At 72.3% G+C, this 12,246-nt stretch carries 13 protein-coding genes; 7 read left to right on the top strand and 6 right to left on the bottom strand.

Translation table 11 applies throughout. The features are described from left to right. The first annotated feature begins 204 nt into the window (after positions 1–204). From WCS02_RS01070 to ccsB, 4 genes are all read left to right on the top strand, one after another. Complete coding sequence (locus WCS02_RS01070) at positions 205–879, top strand: TlpA family protein disulfide reductase (protein ID WP_340288441.1); 675 nt, start codon at positions 205–207, stop codon at positions 877–879. Positions 880–960: 81 nt separating this feature from the next. Continuing rightward, complete coding sequence (locus tag WCS02_RS01065) at positions 961–1,707, top strand: cytochrome c biogenesis CcdA family protein (RefSeq protein ID WP_376983896.1); 747 nt, start codon at positions 961–963, stop codon at positions 1,705–1,707. A gap of 151 nt (positions 1,708–1,858) precedes the next feature. Beyond that, positions 1,859–3,403 (top strand): cytochrome c biogenesis protein ResB, encoded by a 1,545-nt coding sequence (gene resB, locus WCS02_RS01060; protein WP_340288438.1) that lies wholly within the window; start codon positions 1,859–1,861, stop codon positions 3,401–3,403. 4 nt (positions 3,404–3,407) lie between these two features. Continuing rightward, positions 3,408–4,418: a c-type cytochrome biogenesis protein CcsB gene (gene ccsB, locus WCS02_RS01055; protein WP_340288436.1), complete on the top strand. Its 1,011-nt coding sequence runs from the start codon at positions 3,408–3,410 to the stop codon at positions 4,416–4,418. 99 nt (positions 4,419–4,517) lie between these two features. On the opposite strand, the gene WCS02_RS01050 is transcribed toward ccsB, so the two are convergent. The 4 genes from WCS02_RS01050 to WCS02_RS01035 all read right to left on the bottom strand — a co-directional run bounded on the left by WCS02_RS01050 (position 4,518) and on the right by WCS02_RS01035 (position 7,680). Next, positions 4,518–5,045, bottom strand: coding sequence for a flagellar basal body-associated FliL family protein (locus WCS02_RS01050; protein ID WP_340288434.1), 528 nt, complete (start codon positions 5,043–5,045; stop codon positions 4,518–4,520). A gap of 204 nt (positions 5,046–5,249) precedes the next feature. Further along, positions 5,250–5,987 (bottom strand): hypothetical protein, encoded by a 738-nt coding sequence (locus WCS02_RS01045; RefSeq protein WP_340288431.1) that lies wholly within the window; start codon positions 5,985–5,987, stop codon positions 5,250–5,252. Between the two features lie 371 nt (positions 5,988–6,358). Further along, positions 6,359–7,096 (bottom strand): GNAT family N-acetyltransferase, encoded by a 738-nt coding sequence (locus WCS02_RS01040; RefSeq protein ID WP_340288429.1) that lies wholly within the window; start codon positions 7,094–7,096, stop codon positions 6,359–6,361. A 134-nt stretch (positions 7,097–7,230) separates the two neighbouring features. Further along, the gene (locus WCS02_RS01035) at positions 7,231–7,680 is read right to left on the bottom strand and encodes a hypothetical protein (RefSeq protein WP_340288427.1); all 450 of its coding nucleotides are present in this window, start codon (positions 7,678–7,680) and stop codon (positions 7,231–7,233) included. Between the two features lie 481 nt (positions 7,681–8,161). Between WCS02_RS01035 and lnt the strand changes: the two genes are divergently transcribed. After that, positions 8,162–9,832 (top strand): apolipoprotein N-acyltransferase, encoded by a 1,671-nt coding sequence (gene lnt / locus WCS02_RS01030; protein WP_340288424.1) that lies wholly within the window; start codon positions 8,162–8,164, stop codon positions 9,830–9,832. Here the strand turns inward: lnt and WCS02_RS01025 are convergent. Next, positions 9,737–10,327, bottom strand: coding sequence for a TetR/AcrR family transcriptional regulator (locus WCS02_RS01025; protein WP_340288422.1), 591 nt, complete (start codon positions 10,325–10,327; stop codon positions 9,737–9,739). The genes lnt and WCS02_RS01025 overlap by 96 nt on opposite strands. 76 nt (positions 10,328–10,403) lie before the next feature. Between WCS02_RS01025 and WCS02_RS01020 the strand changes: the two genes are divergently transcribed. Both WCS02_RS01020 and WCS02_RS01015 read left to right on the top strand, forming a co-directional pair. Beyond that, entirely contained in the window at positions 10,404–10,616 is a 213-nt protein-coding gene (locus tag WCS02_RS01020) for a hypothetical protein (RefSeq protein WP_340288420.1), read from the top strand. Between the two features lie 47 nt (positions 10,617–10,663). Beyond that, the gene (locus WCS02_RS01015; protein ID WP_340288419.1) at positions 10,664–11,146 is read left to right on the top strand and encodes a DUF2269 domain-containing protein; all 483 of its coding nucleotides are present in this window, start codon (positions 10,664–10,666) and stop codon (positions 11,144–11,146) included. A gap of 12 nt (positions 11,147–11,158) precedes the next feature. Here the strand turns inward: WCS02_RS01015 and WCS02_RS01010 are convergent, their stop codons facing one another. Beyond that, complete coding sequence (locus tag WCS02_RS01010) at positions 11,159–11,878, bottom strand: SGNH/GDSL hydrolase family protein (RefSeq protein WP_340288417.1); 720 nt, start codon at positions 11,876–11,878, stop codon at positions 11,159–11,161. Positions 11,879–12,246: the final 368 nt, after the last annotated feature.

The following is a 12,246-nucleotide window of genomic DNA, read 5'->3' as shown; positions in this document are numbered from 1 at the left end:
CCACGCACAGTTGATCGCCGATTTCGGCCGTCGTCCACGTCCGTCGGCTCGACAGCTCTTGTTGTCACAGCTGCGTCGGTTCCCGTCTGCCGGCACAGCAGCACCGGGAAGCGGCAGCTGACGGGGGCCTGGACGAGACACGGCTGAGGCGCCTGAGCCGGGCCGGAGTCAACCCGGCCCAAGACGCGGCGTAGCCTCAAATGCATGGAGGACGGCGCCCGGACCGCGGACTCTCGTCCGGCCGATGACAAAGCTGGGGCCCAGTCCACCACCACCCGCCGAACCCTGCTCGTGGGCGGGTTGGGTGCTGCTGCGGTGGTGGCTATGGGCGCGTCGACGATGTGGCTCGCCGACCGCCCGTCCGACGGTGCTACCGGACCTCCTGGTGGTGACGCCGAATCAGGGGTCTCGGTGTCGCAACCCGTCACCGAGTACCAGGTCGCCGATCGTGGTGCTCCGGTGGCGCTGAGCGGGGGAACCTTGACTGATGACGAGCTGGACCTGGCGGACCTGCACGGCGACGTGGCGGTCGTCAACGTCTGGGGGTCCTGGTGCGGGCCTTGCCGCGTCGAGGCCCCCGTCCTGGCCAAGGTCTCGACGGACTACCGCGAGCGTGAGGTGTCCTTCGTCGGGGTGAACGTGAAGGACAACCGGGCAGCAGCCGTAGCGTTCGAGGAGCAGCACGGCATCGCGTACCCGAGCATCGAGGACACCGACGGCCGGGCCGTGCTGGCACTCAGCCAGTACGTGCCCGCCTCCGCTGTGCCGGTGACGCTGGTGCTGGACCGGCAAGGCAGGGTGGCCGCCAGAGTCCTCGGAGCGGTAAGGGAGGCCACCCTCACGGCTTTGCTGGACAGCACGCTCGCCGAGGCGCCGTGACGTCGGCGTTGTCATGGCCTGGGCGTTGTTGTGACCTCGGCGTTGTTGTGATCTCGGCGTTGTCGTGACCTCGGCCTTGGCGTGACCTCTGTGCTGCAGGACACCGTGCTGAGCGGGTCGATGCTGCTCGCGGTGCCGGTGGCGGTGCTGGCGGGTCTGGTGTCGTTCCTGTCTCCGTGCGTGCTGCCGCTGGTGCCCGGCTACCTGTCGTACGTGACCGGGCTGTCGGGTGCGGACCTGGACGAGCCGCGCCCCGGGAGGGTTGTGGCCGGCACGGCGCTGTTCGTCGCCGGGTTCGCCGCGGTGTTCGCTTCCTTCGGTGCCCTGTTCGGGGGGCTGGGGTCGCTGTTGTTGCAGTACCAGTCACCCATCACCCGTGTGATGGGGGTCGTGATCGTGGTCATGGGGCTGGCGTTCCTCGGGTATGTGCCCGGCCTGCAGCGCGAGCGGCGGTTCCACCTGCGTCCGGCGCGCGGTCTGGTCGGTGCCCCGCTGCTGGGGGTGACGTTCGGACTGGGGTGGACCCCGTGCATAGGGCCGGCGTTGGCGGCGGTGCAGACGCTGGCGTTCACCGAGGCCAGCGCGGGGCGGGGGACCCTGCTGTCGGTCGCCTACGCGCTGGGTCTGGGTGTGCCGTTCCTTGCCGTGGGGCTAGCGGTGCGCAGGACCGCCGGGGCGTTGGGGTGGGTCCGCAGGCACCGGGTGGCGGTGACGCGCGCCGGTGGGGGGCTGCTGGTGCTCACGGGGCTGCTGCTGGCCACCGGGGTGTGGGAGCGCATCATGGTCACCATGCGCATCTGGGCGGCCGCGTTCACGCCGGTCATCTGATGTGCGCTGACCGCGCCCGAGCCCGGCGAGCGACGACGTGACCGAGGTCCAGGACCAGCTCGAGCGCAGCGGGGTCCTGTCGATGCCCGCACGCCCGGAGGGTGGAGGCGGCGCCGGGTGGGCACGCTGGGTCTGGCGGTCGCTCACGTCGATGCGCACTGCGCTGATCCTGCTGACGCTGCTCGCGCTGGCCGCCGTGCCCGGGTCGCTGCTGCCCCAGCGGGGTGTGGCGTCGGATCCCAACGCAGTAGCGGGCTTCTTCCGCGAGAACCCGACGATGGCGCCGTGGCTGGACCGGCTGGGCCTGTTCGAGGTCTACGCCTCACCGTGGTTCGCGGCCATCTACCTTCTCCTCCTGGTCTCCATGACCGGCTGCGTGCTGCCGCGCTGCGCCCGGCTGTGGCGGGCCAGCCGGGCCGAGCCGCCACGCGCACCGGGCAACCTGGCCCGTCTGCCCGGACACCAGCAGGCGGACACCACCCTGCCCCCTGCCCACGTGCTCCGAGCCACCGCGGAGGAGCTCCGCCGACGTGGGTTCCGGGTCGGCGTCGACGCCAGCACGGTCCACGCGGAGAAGGGCTACCTGCGCGAGGTGGGCAACCTGCTGTTCCACCTGTCGCTGCTGGTGCTCCTGTTCGGCATCGCCGTCGGCGCCCTGTTCGGGTTCGAGGGCCGCGTCGTCGTGGCCGAGGGGGGCGGGTTCGCCAACACCCGCTCCCAGTACGACGAGTTCTCGCCCGGGCCCTTCACCGACGAGGCCCGGTTGACACCCTTCTTTCTCACCCTCAACACGTTCACCGCCCGGTTTGAACAGACCGGACCGCAGCGCGGGTCCGCGCGGGACTTCCGGGCCGACGTCACGCTCACCCGGCGCCCCGGCTCGCCCGCGGAGGAGACCACCATCGCGGTCAACTCCCCGCTCGACGTCCGAGGCACCAAGCTGTTCCTCACCGGCAACGGGTACGCACCGCGCGTCACGGTCCGAGACGGTGAAGGGCGGGAGGTCGCCGCCGGACCGGTGATCTTCCTCCCCCTGGACGGGTTCTTCACCTCCGAAGGGGTCGTCAAGGCCCCCGACGCCCGGCCGGAGCAGCTCGGCTTCGAGGGCCTGTTCCTACCCACGGCCGCCTTCGACCCCGTGACCGGGCCCTACTCGCTGTCGCCGGACACGCTGGACCCGCAGCTGCTGCTCACCGCCTGGACCGGTGACCTGGGGCTGTCCGACGGTGCGCCCCAGTCGGTGTACCGGTTGGACACCACAGCCATGGACCAGCTCAGCGAGGGCGGGCAGCCTCTCACCCGGGCTCTTCGACCCGGGGAGACCATGACGCTGCCGGACGGGCTGGGCAGCATCACCTTCGATGGCGTGGCCAGGTTTGCCAACTTCCAGATCGCCTACGACCCCGGAAAAGAAGTCTCGCTGGTGGCTGCGATCATGCTGCTCGTGGGCCTCACCATGTCCCTGACCATCCCCCGTCGCCGGGTCTGGGTCCGGGTGCACCCCACCGACGCAGGCACCACCGGCGTCGAGGTGGCGGCGTACAGCCTGACCCGGCAAGACCCGCCGACGGAGCTGCTCGACGAACTCGTGCGCCTCAGCGCAACCGGCCCTGGAAGCGGCCCTGGAAGCGGCCCGGAGCCAATCGCACGGACCAAGGTGCCCGCGAGGACCGCGACACCCGCGACGAAGGAGTAGACCGATGGACTGGGCCCGGCTGAGCGACACCCTCGTGTATTCCGCAATCGCCGTCTACGCCTTGGCGATGCTCGCCTACGCAGCCGAGGCGGCACTGCGCGGCCGCGCGGCCGTCGTAGTCGACCAGGCCGTCGGGGTCGGACAGGCGGTCCTGGTCCCTGCGGTCCCCTTCAGGTGGGACGAACGCTCCTCGCTCGACTCATCGCCAGGCCCGGGCCCTGCCGCCGGCGGGTCGCGGACGGATCAGCGGCTGGGTCGGGTCGCGGTGTCGCTCACGGTCCTCGCCTTCCTCCTGCACCTCATGGGCCTGATCACCCGGGGGCTCGCGGCGGGCCGGGCTCCCTGGGGCAACATGTACGAGTACGCCGTCGCGGGCGGGCTGGCCGCCACCGGGGCCTACCTCATCTTCCTGCGCCGTCAGCCGGTCAAGGACCTCGGCGCGTGGATCGTCGGCGTCGTCACCCTCACTCTCGGCCTCGCCGTCACCGTCCTCTACACCCCGGCCGGGGACCTGGTCCCGGCGCTCAACTCCTACTGGCTCGTCATCCACGTCGCCGCCGCGATCGTGTCCGGCGGCGTGTTCACCCTCGGTGCCGCCGCGGGCCTGCTGTACCTCCTACGGCTGCGCCTGGACCGAAGCCACGCAGAGGCTCGAACCAGGCCCGGGGAGGGCACTCGAAGCAGGTACGCCGCACACCTGCCGGCCGCAGCCGCACTGGAAAAGGTCTCCCACTCCGCCCACGTGTTCGCCTTCCCGATCTGGACGTTCGCCGTCATCGCCGGCGCCATCTGGGCCGAGGACTCCTGGGGCCGCTACTGGGGCTGGGACCCCAAGGAGACCTGGGCCTTCATCACCTGGGTCCTCTACGCCGCCTACCTGCACGCCCAGTCCACCGCCGGCTGGCGCGGCCGGAAGGCGACCTGGTTCGCCCTGGCCGGCTACCTCGCCTTCCTCTTCAACTTTTTCGGCGTCAACATCTGGCTCCCTGGCCTGCACTCCTACGCCGGCGTCTGACCGCCTCGCCGTCACACCAGAGGCTGCGGCGGGTGGGCCTTCGCCGCGCGAGGCATGCAGGTCGGCCTACGTGCCCGTCCAGGTGTGGCGGTGGACGGGCTACTGCATGACGAAGGAGGTGAAGTACACGTCGTAGACCTCACCGTGGTAAGCCTCGCCGATCTGCTCGACCAGATCAGCCTTGACGGCGTCCCGTTGCTCGGTCGACTGCAGGTCCGTGATCGCTCTGCCCGACAGGGTCGAGATGAGGATGTCCAGCGCGTGGCTACCGTCCAGCTTCTCCTCTTCCTCACCGCCCCCCTCGGGCATAGCCTCCTGCAGGGCGATCCCCACCTGCAGGTAGCGACCCTCTGCCAGGTTGATGGTGACCGGATCCAGCGCGACGACAGCCCCCGGCTCGGGCTCCGGCTCTTCCTCGACGGCCGCCTCGTCGCCGGCACCACCGGTGAACATGACGAACCCGCCGCCACCCGCGCCAAGCAGGGCGACGAGGAGCACCAGCGCACCCACGAACTTTTTCTTCCGCCCGGCCCGGGGGGCCGTCTCGTCGTCGGCGCCGACCGGGGCTCCCTTGCGCTGGCCGGGGACGGTCGCCCCGCCCGTCAGGGTGCGGTCGGTGATGGCCATGGTCTGCTCCTCGGAGGCGGTGGGTCGGGACCCGGACAGCGGGCGGCGTAGCTGGCGGAATGACCCGCGGTCCGCGACCGACGGTCTCGGACCGCCGACCGGGGCGTCACAGCGTCGATCGGCCGTTCTGGGGGGACGAGCAGGCGCCTGGCGCACTGTCACCCGATGTGCGCAGCGACGAGCGCACCTCGAAGCCGCAAGGGCTCAGGGCACGGCCGGGGAGCGGCCCTCGCTCACGCCGATGTGGAGGTGGTCCTTGTGCAGGTCGTCGGTGAAGTACCGGGGCCGTTCACCGTTGAGGTCGAACGGGCCGCCGACCTCCGTGGCACCCAGCTGTCCCGCCTTCGTCATCACCGCGCCCAGCAGGTCGCGGGGGGTTGCGGGGTCGACGACCAGGGCGCCGTCGACTCGCCAGATGTCCACGGCGCGTCCGCGGGAGTGGTTGGACTGGCGGTCGGTCCCGAAGACGTTGACCGGGTGGCCGGTGGAGAAGGTGAGCACCTCGATCGTATGGTCCCGGGCCAATCCGTCCAGGACCACCAGCACGGGGTCGAGCACCGTGCCTGAGCTGACGTCGGCCCGGGCGTCCGCGGGCAGCACCACCCGGGGGTTCGCCAGGACCGCCTCGCCGAGCGGGGTTGGAGAGCCCGGGCCCTGGGCCGGCTGGTCCGGCCCGACAGCCACGACCGACCACCCGGTCGCGGACGGAGCGAGCCGCACGTCCAGGGTCATCCCCCGGACGGAGCTGGTGCCGTCGCCCCGCACCAACGCCTGGTCCAAGGCCACCATGACGCTGGCTTCCGCCGGGGTGAGCCCGCCGTACTGCGGGTAGAGAATGTCCACCACGGCACGCTCGCCGTCATCGTCGAGCAGCCGTGACAGGGCTGCGACCAGCGCCGGGTCGAAGCCCGCGGCCGACAGCCGGCCCGCCGCCGACTCCATGCCGCCAGCACCTTCCCCCCACGTACCGGCAACCTCGACCAGGCGGGCGGCGACAGCCTTGATCTCCGGCTGGACCTCGCCAGGCCCAGGCGCCCACGGCGAGACAGTAGGCGACCCGGCCGCGTCGGCCTCCGGGTCCACGGCCTCCGGGGCCGCACCCTCCGAGTCGACGGGGTCGCCGGGTACGTCGGCCGAGGGCTTCGGGCCTTCGGGGTCCAGCATGACCGTGCGCGCGGGCCGACCTGCTGACGTCGACGGTTCGGAGCAGGCGGCGACGACTACGGCGACCGCGGCCGCACCCAGGCCCGCTAGGGCCGAGCGGCGCGACGCGTCCCGGGGTGCCTCCGGGCGGTCCGGTCGGCTGTTCGCCGTCACCTGTCACCCCGCGAAGCGCCGCGCGCCGGCTGGCCGGGGACCGGGTGCGCCGTTGTTTGGGTCGTCCCTTGCGTGGTGGGTGTGAGGCGGTACGTCGACACGGTGAGGCCGTCTCGGGTGGGGTGCTGCTCCACGAACTGCCAGCCCATCTTCTCGTAGAAGCCGCCGGCCCCGCCCGCCCCGGTCAGCGTGGTCAGCCGTGCGTCCTCTGCCCCGGACAACGCCGCACGCAGAACGAACCGGTCCACCAGCGCCCGTCCCGCGCCGCCGGACCGACAGGTCGCGTCCACGGCAACCGCCGTGATCACCGCGATCGGTGCTGGCGCCGTGTCCTCTCGGGGCCCGGGTGCACCGGGCGCAGCGTCCGGGCGGGCGGGAGGCCTCGTCGAGATGCCGGTCAGGCGGCGCAGGTAGGGCGTGGCGCGGGTGCGCACGAAGTGCACGGCGAGCCGTGGCCGTCGCAGGAGCGCGATGCAACCGGCGACCAGCAGGGGGAACCGGTGCCGGGCGATCACGTCCTGGACCAGGCGGACCTGGTCGGTGCTGCCGATGAGGAAGCCGACGGGTACAGGGCCCGCCTCCCCGAACCGCTCCGCCACCAGGGCGATGCCGTACGGGGAGTCGAGGAACGTGGCGTGCCAGCGGCGCAGGAACGTGTGCCCCAGGTGAGGGAAGAGGCCGTGCGGCAACAGCTCCTCGTGCTGCCGGGCGGTGTAGCCGAGGTCGCTCGGCACCGCGTCTCGGACGATGAGGCGGGAGGGGGACGACGGGGGCATAGCTGACCTTTCGAGGACCGACGTGGGGTGGCACCACCAGGTGCCGGTGCTGTCGAGACACGGGATCTCGCAGCGGGAGGTCGTCGGTTCGCTCAGTCAGGTCGTTCGCGGCCCCCGGCGGCGCGGACTGCCCCCAGGTAGCCCTCGGGCTGACCTTCGGCCACCTGCCGGCTGCCGGGCATCAAGGAGACAGCGGGCAGCGACGTCGCCCCGTGCTCGCCGCCGTGATGGTGGTGACCGCCACCCGGGGGATGGTCCCCCTCGGGTGCTTCGGGGGCACGAAGCTGGCCGGGGACGTCGGAGAGGTCGGCCCCGAAGTAGGCGACTGCGAAGGGGGCGAAGGCCTGGAGGCTGATCGAGCCCTCCTCGGACGGTCCTGAGGCCGCTCGGCTGGACGGCTCGCCCACGTGCTGCGTCACGTGCACGTCGGACGAGGCGATGTCGCTGTTGGTGCCGCTGTCGCTGTCGCCCGGGTGACCGATGACCACTGCGGTCAGCAGGACGAGCAGAGCGACCAGGAGAGCACCGGCTCCCGGGAGCACCCGTGTCCCCCGGCCTGTCCGCTCCTGCACCACTCCCCCAGCGTGCCGCACGCGGAGCCGCGTCCCCACATCGACACACGGCCACCACTCCTGACTCACAGCCCACTGCACAGGCGGCGGAGGGCAAGGGCCTCGTCCCTAGATGCCGCTCGGCCCGTCGAGCATCCCCGGTGACCTCCATCAGCCGGCCCGCCTCGACGATGTACGTGACCCGTCTGAGAGTCACGGAGCGAGCCCGGCTACCGTGCCCTCATCGGTGACACGACCGGGCAAGAAACCGACCGGCACCGAGACCAGTGCTCAGGCGACGAGCCGTCACCATGTCAATGACCCGGGAGACCTCCTGCCCACCGCTGACCGACTGTCCGGCGTCGCTTCGCCCTGGCGCGGGCGTCGGGCGATGGTTAGCCCCCACGAGACCCCCGGGCGTGAGGGTCAGCCGCCGCTACCCGCCTTCGAGAGCGCGGCCTCCAGGTCATGGGTGCGGCATGTCGAAAGGGCGGCCCTGGCACTGGCCGGCGGCTTCCTCACGAACGCCGCCTTCCCCGGACAGGGCTGGTGGCCGCTGGCTGTCGTCGGGGTCGCGTGCCTGCTGAGCGCCCTGCGTGGCCTGCGACTTCGTCCGGCTGCTGGCATCGGGGCCCTCTGGGGCCTGGCCTTCTTCCTGCCCCACGTGCGGTGGGCCGTCGACGCGACCGGGTCCCTGCTGCCGTGGGTCGCGCTGAGCGTGATGCAGGCCTCCTACATCGCCGGCTTCGGGGCGCTGTGGGCCTGGACAGCAGGGAGTCACGCGTTCCGCGACCACCCTGTGCGGGCCGCGGTGGCCGCCTCGTTCCTCTGGGTGGCGGTGGAGCAGGTCCGCGCGTCCTGGCCGTTCGGCGGTCTGCCCTGGGGGGGCCTGGCGTTCTCCCAGACGAACGGGCCCTTGCTCCGCCTGGCCCCGTACGGCGGCGAGATCCTGGTGTCGGCGACCGTCGCCTTCAGCGGTGCCCTCCTCGCAACGGCGTGGCAGGCAGCCGGCAGAGGTCAGCGACTACCCGCCGCGGTTGCCGCCGTCGCCGTCATCGCACTGCTGGTGACGCCGGCTCTGCTCCCGGTCTACGCCGGGGAGGAGGCCGGGTCGTTGCGGGTGGGGGCGGTCCAAGGCAACGTCCCGGAGCGGGGCGCGGACTGGGAGGTCCAGGCCCGCGACGTCACCGGTAACCACGCGGACGGGACGACCCGGCTGCTGGCCAGCGCCACCGAGCAGCTCGACGTCGTCCTGTGGCCGGAGAGCGCCGCGGACATCGACCCCCGCACCGACACCGCCCAAGCCGCGTTGGTGGACGCGGCGGCTCGGGCGGCCGGGGCGCCCGTGGTGCTGGGGACGCAGCGGTTCCCGCCGGGCGAGGACGTCCGGTACAACGAGATGGTGGTCTGGCAGGCGGGACTCGGCGCAGGCGCCACGTACGCCAAGCAGCACCCGGTGCCCTTCGGGGAGTACGTCCCCTACCGCGACCTGTTCCGGCAGATCACCCCGCTCGTGGACCAGATCGGGACCGACATGGCCGCCGGGACGGAACCCTCGCTCCTGCCGGTGCCGATCGCTCGCCTCGACCGTGACGTCCCTGTCGTGGTGGGGATCTGCTTCGAGGTCGCCTACCGCGACCTCGTGCGCGAAGGCGTCCTCGCCGGGGGCGAGCTCATCCTCATCCCCACCAACAACGCCTCCTTCGGGCTGACCGCGGAATCGACGCAGCAGCTGGCCATGTCCCGGTTCAGGGCCGCGGAGCACGGGCGAGCGACCGTCCAGATCTCGACGGTCGGCGTGAGCGCGATCGTCATGCCCGACGGCACGGTGGCAGAACGGACCGGCCTCTTCACAGCCGAGGAGCTCACGGGCGTCCTCCCGCTGCGCACCTCACTCACCCCCGCCGCGCGCCTGGGCAAGACACCCGACCTCGTCGTCCTCGTCGTGACCCTCCTCGTCGTCGCGGCCGCCGCACGGGGGCTCGGGCTCCGCGCGACCGTGACCACCGGGGCTGGCCGCGGGCATCGGGCCTTCCGGACGGGCCGGTCAATGGGGAGCGTGCGTCACCGGCGGCACCTGGCAGCGCAGAGCATCCAGGGCCAGGTGCACCAGCCGCCCCCGGGCTGCGCCCGTCGCCGCTGAGGCAGCCCCCACAGCGTGCAGGCAGAAATCCCCGAGCTCGGCCGCCGGGACATCGTCTCTGACCTCGCCGGCGGCGGCCGCCTCCGTGATCAGGCGTGCCAGCAGGTCCCGCACCTGCTCGCGCGCGTGCCGGACGTGCTCCCCGGCGTGCAGGACCGGGGCCATGTCGCCCGGCTCGGCGTGGACGGAGGCGTAGGCCGATGCGACGAGCACCGCCTCGAGCCGCTGGAGCGGGCTGCCCTCGCGCCCGGCGGCGTCCTCCAGCAGGGCCAGGTGCTGGTGCACCTGGCGGCCGTGCCAGGCCTGGAGCACAGCCTCCATGCCGGTGTAGTACTTGTACAGCGTCGCCCGCCCGATCCCCGCCTGCTTCGCCACCGCAGCCATCGACAGGCCGGGGAGACCTCGGTCCGCCACGAGCTCGGCCACCGCGTCGAGGACCGCGTCCTTGACCGCATCGCGGTGCGACTCCACCGAGGACGACCATAGCCGGGGCACCCACGAAGCATACAGACCGTCCGGTATCAAGACAGGTAGTTGCCCGTAGAGACAGAGTGTCCCGTACGATCGGTTCATGTCCGCTGACCCGTCTCTCCCCGACCGCTCCCCCGACGTGACGGGTGGCCCGCCGTCGACCCCGGGCTGGGTGAAGGCGCTGGGCGTCGTCGTCTTCGTGCTCGTGGTGGGGGTCGTCGCGGCCGCTCTCCTCGGTGGCCAGCACGGGCCGGGTCTGCACAGCGGCCAGGGAGCCCCTAGGGAGCTGTCCGCGGTCGACGCGGTCAGCTGATGGGCCTGCCGAGGGATACGCGCAAGGCCCTCCTCGTCGCGCACGTCGTGACTTCGGTCGGGTGGCTCGGGGCCGTGGTCGCGTTCCTGTCCCTGGCTGTCGTGGCGGTCGCTACGGCGAGCCCGCCGACTGCTCGAGCGCTGTACGTCGCCATGGACGTGCTGGGCGTGGCCGCCCTCGTCCCGCTCAGCCTCGCGTCGTTCGCGACGGGCCTGGTGCAGTCCCTCGGTGGCGCGTGGGGGCTGTTGCGACACTGGTGGGTCGTGGTCAAGCTGGGCATCTCCGTGCTCGCGACGGGGGTGCTGCTGTTGTACGTCCCGACCTTGCAGCTGCTGGGTGACGCGGCCGCGTCGGCGTCGCTGTCCGACGACCGCGGGCTGCTGCCCAGCACCTCACCGGTGCTCCACTCGGCCGGAGCGCTCCTGGTACTGCTGTTCGCAGCGGTGCTGTCGGTCTACAAGCCGCGGGGTCTGACCCGCTACGGCTGGCGGAAGCAGCGCGCCGGACGGCAGGCCGTCTCAGCGGGTTGACCCAGCCCCCCGTCACCCCCAGGTGCGGGCGATCTCCGTCCAGAAGGCGTCTGCCCATACCTGGTAGCCGCGGTCGTTGGGGTGGAAGAGGTCGCCCGAGGTCTGCGTGAGCATCCCCTGCAGCCCCTCGGCGCGGAGCCGGTCGTTGAGGGGGACCACGACCAGCCCGGCCTCGGCGGCGGCCGTCCGGACCGTCCCGGCAGCCTGCGCGGAGTCGGTCTCCCAGCGGCCGTGCATGAAGTACGGGACGTCGGCGACGTACGTGCCCGGCGGCACCCCCGCCACCAGCCGGTCGACGTCGGCGGCGAAGCGGCCGGTCTCGTAGCGGCGGACGTCGTTGCCCCCGATCGCCACCGTGACCAGGTCCGGCTCCAGACCCTCGAGCTGGGGCATCTGCTCCTCGACCACGTCGGCCACGCGGGCGCCGGAGACGCTGAGGTTGACCACCCGGACGGGCCGGCCGGTGCTGGTGCGCAGCCGCGCTGCGAGCAAGCCCACGTATCCCTTGTCGGGGCTGCTCGCCCCGACGCCCTGGGCGGCGGAGTCACCGAGGGCGACGTACAGAAGCCCCTCAGGGTCCCCCTGCGGCTCGGACCAGTACTCCCGGGCCCGCTCCACGCTCTGCTGCGTGCCTATGGCCCGGACCACCGCCAGCACGCCCGCCAGCACCAGCAGGCAGCCGGCCACGGTGAGGACCGGGTGCCGCCGCCACCTGCTCACCGTCCGGGCCACCCGCCCATCGTGGCGGACGGACCAGCGTCGCTCTGCCGAGGGGTCGCGGTTGCAGGGCGAGGGCCCGCGGCATCCGCCCGTGGCGACGGCGCTGTACCCCGGCACGTTCCGGGCGTCCGCAGTCGCGGCAGCGAGGACCTCCCGGCCCTCCGCGCACGTCAATACAGCCCCGGGTAGAGGGGGCCCGGTCTCCCGCGCGACCGCCGCGACCGCTGCGACCGCTGCGACCGCTGCGACCGCCGCGACTAGGTAGAACCGCTCGCGCAGGCACGGTCCGCTGTCGCCGCGTCGCCCACCGAGGCCTGCGGCACCAGGCGTACGGTCACGCAGGCGATGGGCACCTGGGCACGGGATGATGGGAAGGACGT

This window comes from Aquipuribacter hungaricus (assembly GCF_037860755.1).
In the GTDB taxonomy this organism is placed as follows: domain Bacteria; phylum Actinomycetota; class Actinomycetes; order Actinomycetales; family JBBAYJ01; genus Aquipuribacter; species Aquipuribacter hungaricus.
Note: the sequence above shows the minus strand (reverse complement) of the source record. Positions and strands in the feature narration are given on the sequence as shown.